General features: G+C 71.6%; 17 protein-coding genes. 6 read left to right on the top strand and 11 right to left on the bottom strand.

The features are described 5' to 3' along the window. Window positions 1-80: 80 nt before the first annotated feature. Both ACIBK9_RS26035 and ACIBK9_RS26030 read right to left on the bottom strand, forming a co-directional pair. Window positions 81-1,058, bottom strand: coding sequence for a sigma-70 family RNA polymerase sigma factor (locus ACIBK9_RS26035; protein ID WP_397161639.1), 978 nt, complete (start codon window positions 1,056-1,058; stop codon window positions 81-83). A 36-nt stretch (window positions 1,059-1,094) separates the two neighbouring features. Beyond that, the gene (locus ACIBK9_RS26030; protein ID WP_387681219.1) at window positions 1,095-1,502 is read right to left on the bottom strand and encodes an SgcJ/EcaC family oxidoreductase; all 408 of its coding nucleotides are present in this window, start codon (window positions 1,500-1,502) and stop codon (window positions 1,095-1,097) included. Window positions 1,503-1,668: 166 nt separating this feature from the next. Between ACIBK9_RS26030 and ACIBK9_RS26025 the strand changes: the two genes are divergently transcribed. Continuing rightward, on the top strand, window positions 1,669-2,781 hold the full coding sequence (locus ACIBK9_RS26025) for an NAD(P)/FAD-dependent oxidoreductase (RefSeq protein ID WP_397161638.1): 1,113 nt from the start codon (window positions 1,669-1,671) through the stop codon (window positions 2,779-2,781). Window positions 2,782-2,794: 13 nt separating this feature from the next. On the opposite strand, the gene ACIBK9_RS26020 is transcribed toward ACIBK9_RS26025, so the two are convergent. Next, on the bottom strand, window positions 2,795-3,256 hold the full coding sequence (locus ACIBK9_RS26020; protein ID WP_397161637.1) for a MarR family winged helix-turn-helix transcriptional regulator: 462 nt from the start codon (window positions 3,254-3,256) through the stop codon (window positions 2,795-2,797). A gap of 161 nt (window positions 3,257-3,417) precedes the next feature. Here ACIBK9_RS26020 and ACIBK9_RS26015 point away from each other — a divergent pair, with 161 nt between their 5' ends. Beyond that, window positions 3,418-5,082, top strand: a complete 1,665-nt coding sequence (locus ACIBK9_RS26015; protein WP_397161636.1) for an alpha-amylase family protein — start codon at window positions 3,418-3,420, stop codon at window positions 5,080-5,082. 88 nt (window positions 5,083-5,170) lie between these two features. Here ACIBK9_RS26015 and ACIBK9_RS26010 read toward each other — a convergent pair whose 3' ends face one another. Next, window positions 5,171-5,764 carry a TetR/AcrR family transcriptional regulator gene (locus ACIBK9_RS26010; protein WP_397161635.1) on the bottom strand — a complete coding sequence of 198 codons (594 nt, stop codon included), beginning with the start codon at window positions 5,762-5,764 and terminating at the stop codon, window positions 5,171-5,173. 67 nt (window positions 5,765-5,831) lie between these two features. Between ACIBK9_RS26010 and ACIBK9_RS26005 the strand changes: the two genes are divergently transcribed. From ACIBK9_RS26005 to ACIBK9_RS25995, 3 genes are read left to right on the top strand one after another with little or no spacing between them, the layout of a single operon-like run. After that, window positions 5,832-6,554, top strand: a complete 723-nt coding sequence (locus ACIBK9_RS26005; protein WP_397161634.1) for an SDR family NAD(P)-dependent oxidoreductase — start codon at window positions 5,832-5,834, stop codon at window positions 6,552-6,554. Between the two features lie 9 nt (window positions 6,555-6,563). Continuing rightward, entirely contained in the window at window positions 6,564-7,337 is a 774-nt protein-coding gene (locus ACIBK9_RS26000; protein ID WP_397161633.1) for an alpha/beta fold hydrolase, read from the top strand. Window positions 7,338-7,362: 25 nt separating this feature from the next. Further along, window positions 7,363-9,114, top strand: a complete 1,752-nt coding sequence (locus ACIBK9_RS25995) for a bifunctional metallophosphatase/5'-nucleotidase (RefSeq protein ID WP_397161632.1) — start codon at window positions 7,363-7,365, stop codon at window positions 9,112-9,114. A 41-nt stretch (window positions 9,115-9,155) separates the two neighbouring features. Here the strand turns inward: ACIBK9_RS25995 and ACIBK9_RS25990 are convergent, their stop codons facing one another. The 4 genes from ACIBK9_RS25990 to ACIBK9_RS25975 all read right to left on the bottom strand — a co-directional run bounded on the left by ACIBK9_RS25990 (window position 9,156) and on the right by ACIBK9_RS25975 (window position 13,042). Continuing rightward, window positions 9,156-9,896, bottom strand: a complete 741-nt coding sequence (locus ACIBK9_RS25990; RefSeq protein ID WP_397161631.1) for a cytochrome d ubiquinol oxidase subunit II — start codon at window positions 9,894-9,896, stop codon at window positions 9,156-9,158. A gap of 11 nt (window positions 9,897-9,907) precedes the next feature. Then, complete coding sequence (locus ACIBK9_RS25985) at window positions 9,908-11,158, bottom strand: cytochrome ubiquinol oxidase subunit I (protein ID WP_397161630.1); 1,251 nt, start codon at window positions 11,156-11,158, stop codon at window positions 9,908-9,910. A gap of 97 nt (window positions 11,159-11,255) precedes the next feature. Further along, entirely contained in the window at window positions 11,256-11,924 is a 669-nt protein-coding gene (locus ACIBK9_RS25980; RefSeq protein ID WP_352361586.1) for a response regulator transcription factor, read from the bottom strand. Next, a complete protein-coding gene (locus ACIBK9_RS25975; RefSeq protein WP_397161629.1) occupies window positions 11,921-13,042 on the bottom strand; it encodes a sensor histidine kinase in 1,122 nt (373 codons plus the stop codon). Before ACIBK9_RS25975 ends, ACIBK9_RS25980 begins: the two co-directional genes overlap by 4 nt. Window positions 13,043-13,089: 47 nt before the next feature. Between ACIBK9_RS25975 and ACIBK9_RS25970 the strand changes: the two genes are divergently transcribed. Further along, on the top strand, window positions 13,090-13,305 hold the full coding sequence (locus ACIBK9_RS25970; protein ID WP_358000040.1) for a hypothetical protein: 216 nt from the start codon (window positions 13,090-13,092) through the stop codon (window positions 13,303-13,305). Between the two features lie 3 nt (window positions 13,306-13,308). Here the strand turns inward: ACIBK9_RS25970 and ACIBK9_RS25965 are convergent, their stop codons facing one another. The 3 genes from ACIBK9_RS25965 to ACIBK9_RS25955 form a co-directional block, all read right to left on the bottom strand. Next, window positions 13,309-14,220 (bottom strand): fatty acid desaturase family protein, encoded by a 912-nt coding sequence (locus tag ACIBK9_RS25965; protein ID WP_387681189.1) that lies wholly within the window; start codon window positions 14,218-14,220, stop codon window positions 13,309-13,311. 277 nt (window positions 14,221-14,497) lie between these two features. Further along, complete coding sequence (locus ACIBK9_RS25960; protein WP_397161628.1) at window positions 14,498-17,353, bottom strand: BTAD domain-containing putative transcriptional regulator; 2,856 nt, start codon at window positions 17,351-17,353, stop codon at window positions 14,498-14,500. A gap of 86 nt (window positions 17,354-17,439) precedes the next feature. After that, window positions 17,440-17,652: a hypothetical protein gene (locus ACIBK9_RS25955; protein WP_352323140.1), complete on the bottom strand. Its 213-nt coding sequence runs from the start codon at window positions 17,650-17,652 to the stop codon at window positions 17,440-17,442. Between the last annotated feature and the right edge of the window lie 26 nt (window positions 17,653-17,678).

Below are 17,678 nucleotides of genomic sequence, written 5' to 3'. Positions count from 1 at the left end.
TAGAAACGGGTGAAATCACCCGCCCAGCATCGGCCGTCCGCCCCTGCCCGGTCTTGAAGAAACTTGCGGGCCCGCCGGGGTCATCGGGGCGCGTCGAATCCGGCCGCCAGACCGAAGGCCGCGAAGATCTCGGCCCCCTGGAACACCGAGTTCCGGCTGATGCCCTCGGCGGTGACGGTGAAGATCTGCAGCGTGTGGGGCTCGTACCGGTCGCCGGCGCGCCGGAAGGCGCCGAACCCCGGCTGGCCGTTGGCCGTGACCGCCGCCAGCCGCCAGTCGGTGCCGGCCGCCTCGAAGACCCAGTCCATGAACAGGCCGTAGTTGCCGCGCCCGGCGAACCAGTTGAGCATCGGCGGCATCTCCATGACGACGTCCTCGGTGAGCAGCCGTTTGAGCTCCTCGACGTCGGCGTGCTCGAAGGCCCGCATGTAGCGGTCGACCCAGGCGCGCTGCTCGGCCAGCGGCGGCTCGCCGAGCGGTTCGCGCCGGACGCCGGCCTCCTTCACCCGGGCGCGCGCCCGCTGCAGGGAGCTGTTCACCGACACGACGGTGGTGCCGAGGATCTCCGCCGACTCCGACGCGGAGAAGCTCAGCACGTCCCGCAGGATCAGCGCGCCGCGCTGGCGCGCCGACAGGTGTTGCAGGGCGGCGGCGAACGCCAGGCGCAGGCCGCTGCGCTCGACCACGGCGCCGGCCGGGTCGCCCCCGTCCAGCATCGAGTCCGGCAGCGGCTGGAGCCAGGCCAGGTTCTCCCCCTGGACGAGCGGCGCCAGCGGGTCGGACGCGGCCACCAGCCCCGACGGCAGCGGCCGGCGCCCCCGCACCTCCAGGGCCGTCAGGCAGGCGTTGGTCGCGATCCGGTAGAGCCAGGTGCGCAGGGAGCTGCGGGTGCCGTCGTACTGCTCCCGCGCCCGCCACGCCCGCAGGTACGTCTCCTGGACCAGGTCCTCGGCGTCGTGGGGTGAGCCGAGCATCCGGTAGCAGTACGCCAGCAGCTCCTTGCGGAACGGCTCGATCCGGCGATCGAAGCCCTCTTGTCCCGGCGTCACCGCGTCCACGCCCTTTTCCTGCCTTCCGCCTGCCTTACGGGTACGTCAGCCTGCCACGACGGCCGGGCTGTTGTGGTAGGCCGCGAGCAGCCAGGCGCCGTCCCGCTTCTCCAGCACCCAGGTCGCGTACACCATACGCTCGGCGGGGACCTCGGTCTCGCCGGGGAAGAGCACGCCGGTCTCGCTCACCGCGATCGCGGCGCTCTCGCCCAGGAAACGGATGCTCTCCAGCCGGTCGGCGGTCGTGCTGCCCTTGAGGTAGGACGCGAAGCCCTCGGCCATCTTCCCGCGCACCTCCTCCCTCGACCGGCGCACGCTGCCGGGCATGATCGCAGTGGCGTCCTCGGTGTAGTCGGTGACGAAGGCGTCGGCGTCGCCGTCGGCCCATGCCTGGTAGAGGCGCTCAAGGACGCTCTTGATGGCGGCCACGTCGTGCTCTCGGGTCTCGGTCATGGCGGTCTCTCCTCATCGCTGATGACAGGTTCACGGATACGTACCGGCGGGACCGCCGGAACTCATCGCGCCGGGGCGGAGAACTTTCGGGCAGTTGCGGTTCGGGTTACGAACTATTATGGTTCGTAATACGAACGAGCTGTTGTCCCGATGGGAGATGTGCACCATGAGCCGTACTGTGGCGATCATCGGTGGTGGTTACGGCGGCGCGGCGGCCGCCAAGGCGCTGGACGAGCACGCGGACGTCGTGCTCATCGAGCCCAAGGACGCCTTCGTCCAGAACGCCGCGTCCATGCGGGCGCTGGCCCGGCCGGAATGGGCCGGGAAGATGTTCTTCCCTTACGACCGGTTGATGGAGCGTGGCCGGATCGTCCGGGAGCGGGCGGTCTCGGTGGATTCGCAGGGTGTGCTGCTGGCGTCCGGGGAACGGGTGGAGGCCGACTATCTCGTGCTGGCCACCGGGTCGGGGTACCCCTTCCCGTTCAAGTTCGAGGACGACCTGGCCGGGCAGGCGCGGGAGCGCATCCACGCCGTCCACGGGGAGCTGGCGGGGGCCGGGCGGGTGCTGATCGCCGGGGCCGGGCCGGTCGGGCTGGAGCTGGCCGGGGAGATCAAGGCGGTGTGGCCGGACAAGCGGGTCACGATCGTCGATCACGGCACGGAGCTGCTGCCGGCGTTCGAGCCGCAGGTGCGCGCCGACCTGCGCAGGCAGCTCACCGAGCTGGGGGTGGAGCTGCTGCTCGGCACCACGCTGGACGCCGAGCCGCCCACCGGGCCGGGGCGGGCCGAGCCGTTCACCGTCGGGTCCACGGCGGGGGAGCTGTCGGCCGACATCTGGTTCCGCGCGTACGGCGTGCGCGTCCGGACCGGCTACCTCGACGGCGACCTCGGCGACGCGCGCACGCCCCGCGGCCACGTACGGGTGACCGAACGGCTCAACGTCGAGGGCCACGAGCACGTCTACGCGATCGGCGACATCACCGACCTGGCCGAGGCCAAGATGGCCGGGAACGCGATGCAGCACGCCGAGGTCGTGGCCGCGAACATCATCGCCCAGCTGCGCGGCGAGCGGCCCTCGTCGGTGTACCGGCCCTCGCCGCTGCCGTTCGTGCTGCTGCCGCTGGGGGCCGAAGGGGGCGTCGGCCAGCTCCCCTCGCCCGAGGGGCCGATCGTGCTGCCGGCCGAGTCGGTGGCCGACTACAAGGGCCGGGACCTGTTCACCGGACGGTTCGCCGAGCTGTTCGGGGTCGCCGGCGAGCCGGCGCCGGCCGGGGTGTGACCGCGGGCGGCGGTCAGGGGGTGTCGGCGCGCTCGATGAAGACCGTGGGGGCGTTGTTGTCCCGCACCAGGCGGGAGAGCAGGTCGGCGAGCGTGGCGCGCTCGGATTCGTCGAGCCCCGACGGAAGCTCGTCGATGCGTCGGCACGCCTCGGTGTAGAACTCGTCGGCGAGCTTGGCGCCCTCCTCGGTCAGCGTGACCTGGACGGCGCGCCGGTCGGCGGGGTTGGGCTCGCGGCGCACCATGCCGCGCTGCGCGGTGCGGTCGACCAGCTCGGTGAGGCTCGACTTGGCCAGGCGCAACATCGCGCCCAGCTCGCTCATCCCGTACGGCTGGGCCATCAGCACGCACAGGAGCTGGCCCTGCTGGGAGGTCAGCCCGTACGCGCGGGCGGACTCGGCGTAGACGGCGTTGACCAGGAAGGTCGAGCGCACCAGGGCGGAGACGACTCCCAGCTGCTCCTCGGGCTTGGCCATGAGATCAGGCTACCATCAGTTCGGCTCCCGAACTATTTGCGTGGGATCCGCAGGGCTGCTCGGGTTCGGCGATGCCCCGGTAGCCCGAGGTCACGGGATTAGAACCGGACGCAAACCACCAAAAGGACATTTCTTCTGGCCGGGTGGGTAGCAGGGCCGCCATGCGACTGACGTACACCTCCGACGTCTGGTGGAAGAACGCCGTCGTGTACTGCCTGGACGTGGAGACGTTCAAGGACGGTAACGGCGACGGTGTGGGCGACTTCCGCGGCTTGACCCAGCAGATCGACTACCTCGCGGGTCTCGGCGTGACCTGCCTCTGGTTGATGCCGTTCTTCCCCACCCCCAACCGGGACGACGGTTACGACATCACCGACTTCTACAGCATCGACCCCCGGCTGGGGACCCTGGGCGACTTCGTGGAGTTCATGCGGACCGCCAACGACCGGGGCCTGCGGGTGATCGCGGACCTGGTCGTCAACCACACCTCGGACCAGCACCCCTGGTTCAAGGAGTCGCGCAGGAGCAAGGACTCGCCGATGCGCGACTGGTACGTCTGGTCCGACACCCCCGAGCCCGACGATCCGAAACAGGTGGTCTTCCCCGACAAGGAGGACTCCATCTGGCAGTACGACGAGGGCAGCGGCCAGTACTACCTGCACAGCTTCTACCGTCACCAGCCGGACCTGAACGTCGGCAACCCCGAGGTCAGGGACGAGATCACCCGCATCCTCGGCTTCTGGATGGAGCTCGGCCTGTCGGGCTTCCGGGTGGACGCGGTGCCGTTCCTCATCGAGAACGTCAACCCCAAGCTGGCCAACCCGCACGAGTTCCTGGCCGACCTGCGGGCCTTCATGACCAGGCGCAAGGGCGGCTCCATCCTGCTGGGCGAGGTCAACCTGCCCTACAAGGAGTTACTGCGGTACTTCGGTGAAGGGCTCGGTGACCAGATCACCATGTGCTTCGACTTCATCGGCATGCAGAACAGCTGGCTCTCCTTCGCCCGTAACAACGCCCGCCCCCTGATGGACGCCCTGCAGGAACGCCCCCGGGCCCCCAAGGACTGTCAATGGGCGATGTTCCTCCGCAACCACGACGAACTGACCCTCGACAAGCTCACCGAAGAGGAACGCCAGGAGATCTTCGAGGCGTTCGGCCCCCGTAAGGACATGCAGATCTTCGGCCGCGGGCTGCGGCGGCGGCTGCCCACGATGTTCGGCGGCGACCTGCGGCGCATCAAGATGGCCTACAGCCTGCTGTTCTCCCTTCCCGGCACCCCCGTGATCTTCTACGGCGAGGAGATCGGCATGGGGGAGAACCTGGAAGAAGAGGGGCGGATGGCCGTCCGCATCCCCATGCAGTGGTCCGAGGACGGCGGCTTCAGCCAGAAGGAGGAGACGGTCCGCGAGATCCCCGAGGGCTCGTTCGCGCCCGACCGGGTCAACGTGGCCGACCAGAAACGCGACACCGACTCGCTGCTGCGCTGGTTCCAGCTCCTCATCGAGCGGTACCGCGAATGCCCTGAGCTGGCCTGGGGGCAGTACACGGTGCTGGACACCGGCGACGACGCGATCTTCTCGCACCGCTGCGACGCCGACGGCGCGACGGTCGTGGTCGCCCACAACCTGTGCGACACGGCCAGGGACGTCGAGCTGCGGCTGGACGGCCTGGAGAACTGCGACCTCACGGACCTGCTGGTGGACGGCACGATCAAGGTGTCGGCCGACGGCACGGCCAAGCTCGCGCTGGGACCGCACGGCTGCCGCTGGCTGCGCGTCTCGCCCCCCGAACTGCCCCCGGAGGACGCGGGCGTCATGTCGCAATAGGCCGGACGCGCGAAAGCCTTCACGAGCCGGGCGGCCGCGCGGGTCAGGTTTTTGTGCGCCGGGCGGCCGTGCGGCGTTCGCGCGGCCGTCAGTGCGGGGGCGGCGGGTAGGCCGCCATGGCGAGTTCGGCGACCCCCAGCAGGCCGGCGTGGGAGGCGCCGTCGCGGGACTGCGTGGACATGCCCTGGATCACCGACGCGAAGAAGGTGGCCAGGGCTTCCGTGTCGGTGCCGGGGGCCAGCCGGCCGGCCGCCACGTCGTCGTCCACGCGTTTCCTGATCGCCGCCTTCGCCGCCTCCCTGAACCCGCGCAGCAACTCCGCCACGTCGGCGGACTCCGGCCCGCAGTTGACCGCGGCGCTGATGATCAGGCAGCCGGGCGGGTGGTCCGCGTTCGTGTACTCGGCGGCCGACTCGCGCAGCACGCGTTCGACGGCCTGGCGGCCGGTGGGCTCCTCGGCGAGCGCCCTGGTGGTGAACGCGCCGTGGGTGAGCTGGTAGCGGCGCACCGCCTCCTCGAACAGCCGCCGTTTGTCGCCGAAGGCCGCGTACAGGCTGGGGGGCCTGATGCCCATGGCGGCGGTCAGCGCCGCGATCGAGGTCGCCTCGTAGCCGTGCTCCCAGAACGCGCGCAGCGCGCTCTCCAGTGCCGCGTCCCTGTCGAATGCCCGCTGCCTCGCCATGCGCTCATTCTATAGCGATCGCTATGTTATGGTTTCTGTATCGATCGCTAAAGAAAGGATTCGAGCGATGAGGACTGCCCTGGTGACGGGCGCCGGCAGGGGCATCGGCCGGGCCATCGCGCTGCGCCTGGCCAAGGACGGGTTCCGCGTGATCGTGAACTACGCCAGGGACGCCGCCGCGGCCGAGGAGGTCGTCGGGCTGATCGGGGCGAACGCCGTGGCCGTGCGGGCCGACCTGGGCGTGCCCGAGGAGGTCGAGCGGCTCGCCCGCCGGGTGGCCGAGGAGACCGACGTGCTCGACGTGCTGGTCAACAACGCCGGCATCGGCCTGTCCAAGCCGCTCGCGCAGGAGACGGAGGAGGGCTACGACCGGCTGTTCGCGGTCAACGTCAAGGGCCTGTTCTTCCTCACCCGGCAGGTGCTGCCGCTGATCCCCGACGGCGGCCGCATCGTGAACATCTCCTCCGGCGCGGCCCGCATCGCCTATCCCGAGGGCATCGCGTACGCGATGACCAAGGGCGCGGTCCAGGTGTTCACGCTGGCCCTGGCCAAGGAGCTGGGGCCGCGCGGCATCACGGTCAACAACGTCGCGCCCGGCATCATCGACACCGACGTCAACGCGGGCTGGCTGAGCGACCCCGGGGCCCGCGCGTACGCGGCGAGCAGGCACGCGCTCAACCGCATCGGCGAGCCCGGCGAGATCGCGGACGTGGTCGCGTTCGCCGCCTCGCCCGCGGCGAGCTTCATCACCGGCACCACCCTCGACGCCACCGGCGGCGGAAACCTCTAGGAGACCCCCATGCCCACAGTCGTCCACGACGGCGGACACGTGCACTTCAACCGGGCGGGCGGCGGCCCCGGCCTGGTCATGGTGCACGGCACCGGCGGCGACGCCGTCAGCAACTACGGCCACCTCGTCCAGAACTTCACCGACATCCGCACGGTGATCACCCCCGACTATGCGGGCAGCGGCGAGACCGCCGACCCCGGCGGCGACCTCACGCTCGACCTGCTGATCGAGCAGGTCGCGGCGACCTTCCCCGAGGGCGGCCCGTCCGACCTGGTCGGCTTCTCGCTGGGCGCGGTGGTGGCGGCGGGGGTCGCCGCCCGGCATCCCGAACTGGTCAGGCGGCTGGTGCTCATCGCGGGCTGGACGCACGCCGGCGACCCACGGCTCCGGCTCGGCCTGCGCACCTGGGCCCGGCTGGCGGCCACCGACCCCGAGAGCTTCGCGGCGTACGCCCCGCTGGTCGGCTTCAGCCCGGCCTTCGTGAGCGGCCAGGGCGAGGACGGCCTGAAGGCCATGATGGCCGGCGACCCGCCCCCCGGCACGGTACGCCAGATCGAGCTGGACCTCAGGACCGACATCAGGGACCTGCTCCCGAGCATCACCGCGCCCACGCTGGTGATCGGCTGCACGCAGGACCACCTCGTCCCGGTCGGGCACGCCCGCGCCCTGCACGCCGCGCTGCCCGGCAGCCGTTACGCCGAGCTGGACAGCGGGCATGTGGTGCTACACGAACGTCCCGAAGAGGTGACAGCCTTGATCCGCGATTTCGTAACCAACGAGTAATTTGTCCTGGTTACCCTCCAGGCACATGCAGACCAAGAAGCTCGCCGCCACAGGGGCCGCCGCGCTGACCGCGCTGGCCCTGGTGGCGCTCCCCGCCCACGCGAGCGGGGACAAGAGCGTCACCGTCACCGTGATGGGGACGTCGGACATCCACAGCAACGCCCTCAACTGGGACTACTTCAAGGACGCCGCCTACGCCGACAAGCAGGGCAACACCATCGGCCTGGCCCAGGTGTCGTCGCTGGTCAACAAGGTCAGGGCCGAGCGCGGGGCGGACCACACGCTGCTGTTCGACTCGGGTGACACGATCCAGGGCACGCCCCTGGCCTACTACTACGCCAAGGTCGAGCCGATCACCGAGACCGGGCAGACCCACCCGATGGCCAAGGCCATGAACGCCATCGGCTACGACGCCGTCACCCTCGGGAATCACGAGTTCAACTACGGTCTGCCGCTGCTGGCCACCTGGATCAGGCAGATGCGGGCGCCGGTGCTGGGCGCCAACGCCGTGCGCGCCGGGAGCGGGCTGCCGGCGTACCGGCCGTTCGTGATCAAGACCATGAAGGTCAAGGGCGACAAGCCGATCAAGGTCGGCGTGCTCGGCCTGACCAACCCCGGCGTGGCCATCTGGGACAAGGCGAACGTCGAGGGCAGGCTGCGCTTCACCGACCTGGTCGAGTCGGCCAGGAAGTGGGTGCCGGTCATCCGCGGCCTCGGCGCGGACGTGGTCGTGGTGACCGCGCACGCGGGCGACAGCGGCATGTCCTCCTACGGCACCGACCTGCCCGTGGAGAACGCCTCGGCGATGGTCGCCGAGCAGGTGCCGGGCATCGACGCGGTGCTGTTCGGGCACGCGCACAACGAGGTCGCCCAGCGCTTCGTGACCAACAGGACCACCGGGCAGCAGGTGCTGCTCACCGAGCCGGGCAAGTGGGGCCAGCGCCTGTCGCGGCTCGACTTCACCCTCACCAAGCAGCGCGGGAAGTGGGTCGTGACCGGCAAGAGCTCGGCCACGCTCAACACCAACACGGTGACGGAGGACCCGAAGATCGTCTCGCTGCTCAAGCCGCAGCACGACACCACGGTGGGCTACGTCAACAAGGTCGTCGCCAAGTCGGCCGAGGAGCTGTCGGCGGCCGAGTCGCCGTACAAGGACACGCCGATCCTCGACTACATCCAGCAGGTGCAGACCGAGACGGTGAAGGCCGCCCTGCCGGGCAACACGCTGCCGGTGTTGTCGATCGCCGCGCCGTTCAGCCGCACCGCCGTCTTCCCCGCCGGTGACGTGCGGGTCAGGGACGTGGCCGGGCTCTACGTCTACGACAACACGCTGCTGGCGATCAAGCTGACCGGCGCCCAGATCAAGGACTACCTGGAGTACTCGGCCCGGTACTTCAACCAGCTCAACCCGGGCGACCCGGTGGACGTCGCCAAGCTGACCAACGCCGGCAACACCCCGGACTACAACTACGACCAGCTCTCGGGCGTCTCCTACGACATCGACGTGGCCAAGCCCGCCGGGCAGCGCGTCGCCAACCTCACCTTCGAGGGCGCGCCGATCCCGGCCGGCAAGGAGTTCGTGGTCGCGATCAACAACTACCGCCAGTCGGGCGGCGGCGGCTTCCCGCACGTCACCACCGCTCCCGTGCTGTACAACGCGCAGGTGGAGATCCGCCAGGCGCTGATCGAGTACGCCACCGCCAAGGGCACGATCAACCCCGCCGACTTCGCCTCCGCCAATTGGCGGCTGACCCGCGACGGCGCTCCGCTGTTCTGACCCGACGCCAGGCGGGTGCTCCACCAGGGTCACCCGCCTGGTCACAGGTACGAGGGCCCGCTGACCCGGTGCCGGAACGTCCACCACACCCACCCCTGCGAGGCCACCAGCAGCGGGATCAGGACGAGGATCACCGGCGTCAGCAGCGCCCCCGACGACCCCGCCACCAGCGGCAGCCGCAGCCCGGCCAGCACCCCGACCACCAGCAGCGCACCGGCCGTCAGCGCGTACGTGCGGCCCTCGCCCGCCTCGCCGGACAACACCCCGGCCCGCTCCCGCAACGATCCGCGCAGCCGCAGCGCCGCGAACGCCAGCCCGTGCACCGCGAACAGCGCCGCCACCACCAGCGCGGCCAGCAGCACGAGCGGCCCCTGGATGCCGAGCAGCACCTCGGCGAGCAGCAGCCCCCAGCTCAGCGCCAGCCCCCAGCTCCCGGCCGCGATCCCGCCGTCCCAGAACGCCTGCCAGCGCGCGCCGGGCACCCGCCCGCGCAGCCACAGGCCCATGTCCCTGACCACCCACGAGACGAGCAGCGCGACGATCACCGCGTAGTTGCCGCTCAGGAGATGGCCCTCCAGGTCGGGGAAGAGCCCCGCGAGCACTCCGGCCGAGGCCACCAGCCACACCTCGTTGCCGAGGAAGAACGGCGCGATGGCGGCGATCACCTCGCGCCGCTCGCCCGCCGACCGCCCGAGGTACGGCAGCGCCATGCCGACCCCGATGTCGGCCCCGCCCAGCACGAGGTAGCCGAGGGCGAAGAAGGCCAGGACGAAGATCTCCATGATCGGCTCCTTCAGAACGCGGGGACGGGAACGGGGGTCTCGACCGGAAGGGCGCCGAGCGCGACCGCGCCGGGCCCGCGCCTGGCCGCCCGGGCCAGCAGCCAGTAGTTGACCGCGATCAGCACCGTGAACACCGACACGAACGCCGTCAGCGACAGCCGCATCTCGCCCGCCGTCACCGGCGACATGGCCTCGGACGTGCGCAGCAGCCCGTAGACCACCCACGGCTGACGCCCCACCTCGCGGAAGGTCCACCCGGCGAGCATGGTGACGAACGGCACGGGGATCATCAGCGTCAGCAGCCAGTGCCAGGCCCGGAAGCCGCGCACGACCGGCCGGAAGAACATCAGCAGCAGGCTCAGCCCCGCCACGACGGTCATCACCACCCAGAGGATCATCATCGTGATGCCGGCCCCCTGCACCAAGCCGGTCGGCGGCAGGTAGTCGCCCGGCCCGAACCTGGCCGTCATGTCCGCCTGCACGGCGGCCAGCCGCTCGGCCTGGCCCGTCCAGGCCGCCGCCTTGGACGGCTGGAGGGTCTGGAACCCGAGCCCGCCGAACGTCACCGTGAAGAACGAGGCCGGCAGCGCGACGCCGACGCCGATCCGCAGCGACTTCCTGAACAGGTCCTGCTCGGCCGTGCGCCTGCGCAGGTGGTAGGCGCTCACCCCGGCCATGAAGAACCCGCCGACGATCATCGCGCCGCCGATGACGTGCCCGAACGCGATCTGCGCGGCCGGGTTGGCGATCATCGCCCCGAAGTCGGTCAGCCGCAGCCTGCCGCCCTCGACGGCGTAGCCGACCGGGTTCTGCAGGAAGCCGTTGGAGATCATGATCCAGAACGCCGACGCGTAGGCGGTGAGCGTGACGACCCAGATCAGCGCCAGGTGCGCCCAGCGGTTCAGCCGGTTCCAGCCGAAGATCCACAGGCCCAGGAACGTGGCCTCGACGAAGAAGGCCACCAGCGTCTCGATCGCCAGCGAGGCGCCGAAGACGTTGCCCGCGTAGTCGGTCAGCCCGCTCCACGACAGCCCGAGCTGGAACTCCATGACCAGCCCGGTGACGATGCCCATGGCGTAGTTGATGATGTAGAGCTGCCCCCAGAACCTCGTCATCCGCAGGTGGACGGGGTCGCCGCTGAACGTGGCCCGGGTCTGGACGACGGCCACCAGCGTCGCCAGGCCGAGCGTCAGCGCGACGAAGAGGAAGTGCGCGCCCGCGGTGAACGCGAACTGCAGCCGGGCGAGGTCGACGGTGTCCATGCCGAGAGCTTGGCGTCACGGCCTGCTCCGCCGCGTCATGCTCCGGTCTGCAATCCGGCGTACAACCCCGGGCCGAAGATCACTAAAGTCGTACGACTCAGGTTGTAAGCCAGCCCGGCGTGATCATCCCGGCCTCGTAGGCGACCACCACGAGCTGGGCCCTGTCGCGCACGCCGAGCTTGGTCATGATGCGGCTGACGTGCGTCTTCGCCGTGGCGGGGCTGAGCACGAGCCGGGCGGCGATCTCGTCGTTGGACAGCCCGGCCGCCACCAGGCCCATGACCTCCCGCTCGCGCTCGGTGAGCGCGTTGAGCTCGGGGCCCGGCTCCGGCCGCTTGACCCGGCCGGCGAACTCCGCGATCAGCCGCCGCGTCACCGACGGCGAGATCAGCGCGTCGCCCCTGGCCACGACCCGGACCGCGTGGATCAGCTCGGCCGGCTCGGTGTCCTTGACCAGGAACCCGCCCGCGCCCGCGCGCAGCGCGCCGTAGACGTAGTCGTCCAGGTCGAAGGTGGTCAGGATGATGACCTTGACGCCGTCGAGCCGCGGGTCGCCGGCGATGCGCCGGGTGGCCTCCAGACCGTCGAGCTCGGGCATGCGGATGTCCATGAGCACCACGTCCGGCCGGTGCTCGTGGGCGCCCGCCACGGCCGCCGCGCCGGTGCCGGCCTCGCCGACGACCTCGATGTCGTCCTCGTCGGAGAGTATCGACCGGAATCCGGCGCGGACCAGGGTCTGGTCGTCGGCGAGCAGTACGCGGATCATCGGACTCCGTTCAGTGGCAGGCGGGCGACGACGCGGAAGCCGCCCTCGGGGCGCGGGCCGGCCTCCAGGTCGCCGCCGAGCGCGGCGGCGCGCTCGCGCATGCCCTGCAGGCCGAAGCCGCTGCCTTCGGTGTACGTGACGCCCGGGCCGTCGTCCTCGACCCGGATCAGGATGTTCCCTGCGGAGTTGCTGACCGAGAGGGTGGCCTTCGTCGTGCCGGAGTGGCGGGCGACGTTGGTCAGCGACTCCCTGATGATGCGGGCGGCGGCCAGGTCGACCTCGGTCGGCACGGCGTCCAGGGGCCCGGACGGCTCGACGGCCACCTCCAGCCCCGACGCCGCGACCAGGTCCGGCAGCCGCGCCAGGCTGTCCGCGGGCCTGGTCGGCGCGTCCTCGTCCACCTGGCGCAGCACCCCCAGCGTGGTGCGCAGCTCGCGCAGCGTCTCCTTGCTGGTCTCCTTGATGGTCCGCAGCGCGGCCTCGGCCTTCTCGGGACGCCTGGCCAGCCCGTGCAGCGCGGCCGACGCCTGCACGTTGATCATGGAGATGTTGTGCCCGAGCACGTCGTGCAGCTCCCTGGCGATGCGCAGCCGTTCCTCGCTCTCGCGCCGCCTGGCCTCCTCCTCCTTGGAGTGCTCGGCGTCCAGCGCGCGCCGCTGCGCCTCCAGCAGGTACGCCCGGCGGTTCCTGGTGACCCCGCCGAACGCGATGGCGGCCACCACCCAGCCGGTGATCGCGCCGAACGTGCCGTCGTCCACGTGCCTGGACCCGTGGGACTCGCCGAACCCCATCGCCAGCAGCACGGCGGCCCCGGTGGCGATCGCGGCGGCCAGCCGTCCCTGGTCGGCGGCGGTGTAGAGGGCCACGAACACCAGCACGACCAGCGGCCCGTCGAACCGGGCGAGCGGATAGTAGGCGGACACCGCCACGACGACCACGATCAGCGACGTGACGGGAAGGCGCCGCCGCAACAGCAGCGCGCCGCACGACACGATCGGCAGCACCACGTCGAGCGCGCTGGGAGACTGCTCGCTCCTGAGCCCGGCGACCAGGGTGCCGGCGAGCGCGACGGCGACCACCACGAGGGACACCGCAGTGCTCGCCGACAATCTACGCATGTGCTCCATTTTGTATGGTCGTGCGAGTGATGGGGTAGTTGACCGAGATGAGTACCAAGGATGAGCTCCGGCAGGTCGAAGAGGACCTGGCCCGGCTGAAGGCGGAGAACCAGGACGTGCGCGACCAGGTGGGCACCATGGGCGCGACCGACCAGATCGAGACCGCGGCCATGATCGCCCAGGCCGACGAGCAGTCCGAGCTGATCGCCGACCTCGAACGACGCCGTGCCGATCTGGAGAGGCGGGTCGAGGAGGAGGGCTGAGGCTCAGCGGCGCAGCGGAGCGCCCACCTCGTGCAGGTGGCGCAGGGCCTGGCCGTAGGAGGCGACGAGCCCGGTCTGCAGGTAGCTGACGCCGACCTCGGCGCAGTAGCTCTCGACGATGGGCTGCGCCTTGCGCAGGTTGGGCGCGGGCATGTTCGGGAACAGGTGGTGCTCGATCTGGTAGTTGAGCTGGCCGAGCGCCACGTCGGTGAACAGGCCGCCCCTGACGTTGCGGGAGGTCAGCACCTGCTTGCGGAGGAAGTCCAGCTTGTCGTCCTTGGTCAGGACGGGCATGCCCTTGTGGTTGGGCGCGAACGTGGAGCCCAGGTAGAGGCCGAACAGCCCCTGATGCACGGCCAGGAACACCAGCGCCTTGCCGAACGGCAGCACGGCGAAGACCGCGCCGAAGTAGAGCACGAAGTGGGTGGTCAGCAGCGCCAGCTCCGCCCACGGCCGCTTGGCCGCCGGCGCGAGCAGCGCCTTGAAGCTGGCGATGTGCAGGTGCCAGGCCTCAAGGGTGAGCAGCGGGAAGAACAGGAACGCCTGGTACCTCGCGACGGCCCGCGGCAGGCCCGCGCTCCGCGCCACCTGGTCGTCCGACCAGACGATGACCGCGGGGGAGACGTCCGGGTCGTGGTCCTCGTGGTTGGGGTTGGCGTGGTGGCGGTTGTGCTTGCTGGTCCACCATCCCCAGCCCAGGCCGATGCCGAGGTTCCCCAGCAGGAGACCGGTCACGTCGCTCGGCCGCCGCTTCCTGAACACCTGGCGGTGGCCCAGGTCGTGGGAGACGAAGCCGATCTGCGCGAAGACCACGGCCAGCGCGACCGCGACGAGCAGTTGCCACCACGAGTCGCCCACCCAGGCGAACAACGCCCAGCAGCCGAGGTACGCGGCGACCACGATGGTCAGCCGCACCGCGTAATAGACCGGACGCCGGTCGAGGAGACCGGCGTCAGAGATTCGGCGGGCTAGTCGGGCGAAGTCACTGCCCCGGGTGTCGACCACACTTGGACTGGCCACAGATCTCCTCACATTGCGGTGGAAAGTTGCCACAACCCTGGCGTATCCGCCGCGAAACCGGAAGGTGTTCCATGCTCGTCCGGGGAGCGGCGGAGAAGGGGTTCGTCGTCGGTTTCCGTGGCCTCTTCCCCGACCATATGGCCCGGCGGCGCATGCCGCGTACGCGACGGGCTCAGCCGAGCAGGGACAGTGCGTGCCGCTCCGGGTCCGGAAGCGCCGCTCCGCTGGTCAGAGCCTCGTGGAAGGCGTCGCTGCCGAGGGCGGAGCGGCATCGTCCGACCAGGGCCACCACGGCGGGGTCGGCGGAGTCGGTGACGCCGCGCAGCGCGCGGGCCGCGCCCAGCAGCTCGGCCGCCGGCCGGGGCGGCAGGTGCTCGGCGACGCCTTCCAGCACGGTCGCGCGGGCCGTCCGGTCGCCGCAGGTCTCCATCAGCTCCAGCGCCGTGCGCAGCGGCGGCCCGGGCTCCGCCACGCGGGCCAGCTCGACCTGCATGAACGCCCTGAACTGCGCGGGCCCGTCGCCGTTGTCCAGGGTCAGCGCGCGGTCGAGCAGCCGGGCCGCCTCCGACCGGTCGCCGGTGCGCCGGGCCAGCTCGGCGCGGGCGTGCAGGACCCTGGCCTGGGTCACCGCGTCCTCGGCCCGCAGCGCCGACCGCCATGCCTCCGCCAGCGTGGTCGCGGCCCCCTCGTGGTCGCCCGCCCGCGCCTTGAGCTGCCCGAGCCGGAGCAGGAACGTCATCGGGCCGAACGGCGCGTCCAGCCCCGACAGCTCCGCGGCCAGGCGTCCCGGCTCCTCGGCACGGGCGAGCGCGGCGGCGAAGTCGCCCCGGTTCTCGGCGACCAGCGACAACCAGTAGAGGCAGGCCCACTGGCCCCAGCGGTCGCCGGTGCGGCGGAAGCCGTCGAGCGCCGGGCCGAGCAGGTCCTGCGCGCCGGCGACCGTGCCGTACTCGAACCGGACGATGCCGCCGACCAGCAGCGCGGCCGAGCGCGTCCACAGGTCGGGGGAGTCGCGCAGGCGCTCGACGACGTCCTCGGTGAGCTCGACGACGTCGGCGGGCGGGCGTTGCGCGCCGCTCATGGCCCAGAAGTTCAGCGCGGCGGGATGGTCGGAGTCGAGCACCGCCGGGGTCGGCTCGCCGCCCGTGAGCACCCGGCACAGCCCGTGCGCCAGCTCGCGTCCCGGCGGCGGCACGTCACCGACCCGGCGCAGCACGGCCGCCGCCCGCTCGCTCATCTCGCGCCGCCGTCCGCGCATGATCCAGGGCCAGAACCGGGGCAGGATCAGCCTGAGCGGGTCGTCGGAGTGGCGCAGCGCGGCGTCGAGGTTGTCCTGCTCGGCGTCCAGCACCTCCAGCCAGGCGAGCTGCTCGCCGGTACGCAGGAGTGGATCGGCGGTCTCGGCCAGCCGGGTGTAGTAGCGGGCGTGGGCCTGCCGGAGGGCGGGCAGGTCGGCGGCGGCGTACTGCCTGATGGTGGCCAGCATCGAGTAGCGCTCGCCGGAGACCGAGACGAGCGACTTGTCCACGAGCGAGGCGAGATCGTCCGGGTCGCCGCCGCACACCTCCGCGACGGCCTCGTACGTCGCGCCGCCGGAGAAGACCGTCAGCCCGCGCAGCAGCTCGCGCTCGGACGCCGACAGCAGGTTCCAGCTCCAGTCGATGACGTCGCGCAACGTGCGATGGCGCGGCTCTGACGTACGCCCCCCGCGGAAGGCCAGCCGGTCGCCGAGCTGCCGGACCAGCACGGACACCGGCATCGTGCGCAGCCGGGCGGCGGCCAGCTCGATCGCCAGCGGGATGCCGTCGAGCTCCCGGCAGACGCGCCCGGCGTCGGCCGCGCTCACCTCCAGGCCGGGCCTGGCCGCCGCGGCCCGCGCCAGGAACAGCTCCGCGGCCTCGGGCAGCGGCAGGACGGGATGCAGCACCTCGCCGGGGATGTCGAGCGGCTCCCTGCTGGTGGCCAGGACGCGAAGTCCGGCGACCTCCGACAGCAGCCACCGCGCGACCGTGGCGGCCTCCTCCACGACGTGCTCGCAGTTGTCCAGCACGATGAGCGGCGACGTGCCGCGCAGCGCCCGGACCACGTCGGTCGTCCGCAGCACGCTCTCGACCGCGGCCCGCACCCCGGTGGCGGAGGCCAGCTCGACCAGCCACACGCCGTCGGGCACGTCGAGACCGCGGGCCGCCTCCAGCGCCAGGCGGGTCTTGCCCACGCCGCCGGGGCCGACCAGCGTGACCAGCCGCTCGTCCCGGCCGCCCAGCAAGGCGTGCAGCCGGGCGACGTCGGCGGCCCGGCCGACGAAACCGGTCAGCCGGGCGGGCAGGTTGCCCCTCGGCGCGGGAACCGGGTCGCGCAACGCCGCCATGTGGGCCGCGCGCAGCTCGGGGCCGGGATCGACGCCCAGCTCGTCGGCCAGGTCGGCCCTGATCCGCTCGAAGACCTCCAGCGCCTCGCCGCGCCGCCCGCGCGCCACCAGCGCCCGCATGAGCAGGGCGTGGAACGGCTCCCGCAGCCGGTGCGCCGCGACCAGCCCCTCCAACTCGGCCAAGGGCTCGGCCGCGCGGTCGGGGGCGGCCTCGGCGGTCAGGTCGGCGGTGATCGCGGCGGCCAGGGCCGTGAGGCGCAGTTCCTCCAGCCGGGCCGCGGGCGCGGCGGCGAAGGCCAGCCCGGCCGCGTCCGCCAGCGCGGGCCCGCGCCACAACGCCAGCGCGCCGCGCGGGTCGCCGGCCCGCACCAGCCGCTCGAACGCCGACGCGTCCACCTCGCCGGGCGGCACGTCCAGCAGGTAGCCGGCCGGGTGCGAGCAGATCAGCCCAGGCGCCTGCCTGCGGGCCCGCGACACCAGCGACTGGAGCGCCGCGGCCGGATGGGCGGGCGGCTCGCCGGGCCACAGGTCGTCGATCAGCCGGTCGGCGGTCACCACCCGGCCCGGGTCGAGCGCCAGACGGACGAGCAGGGCCCGCACCCGGGCGCCGCCGATCTCGGCCCCAGCCACCTGGAGCGGCCCCAGGACCCCGATCCGCATGCCCCCACCGTACGGGCATGCGGCCATGCCGGGTTCCCGGCGGGCCGCCCGCCTTCACCCGGTTCGAGCAGCCCGGCGCAGTGAGCTCAGCTCTCCGAGAGCCGGTCGAAGAGGGTGAGCGCCGCCTGGCGCACCTCCTCCGGGGTCAACCCGTCGAGGGCCTGCCGCGCGTCGGCGATGTCACGCGTCGTGGCCAAGGTGATGGCCACGGACGAGGCCGCGGCACGGTCGATCGATCCCGTCGGGGCGGCGTCGGCCAGCTGCTGGGCGCTCGCGGCGAGGTCGAGGTTGTCTCTCAACGGATCTCCTCGGACGAAGTCGGCTT

This window comes from Nonomuraea sp. NPDC050227 (assembly GCF_044459705.1).
GTDB lineage: Bacteria > Actinomycetota > Actinomycetes > Streptosporangiales > Streptosporangiaceae > Nonomuraea.
This window is presented reverse-complemented; position numbering and strand designations above follow the sequence as displayed.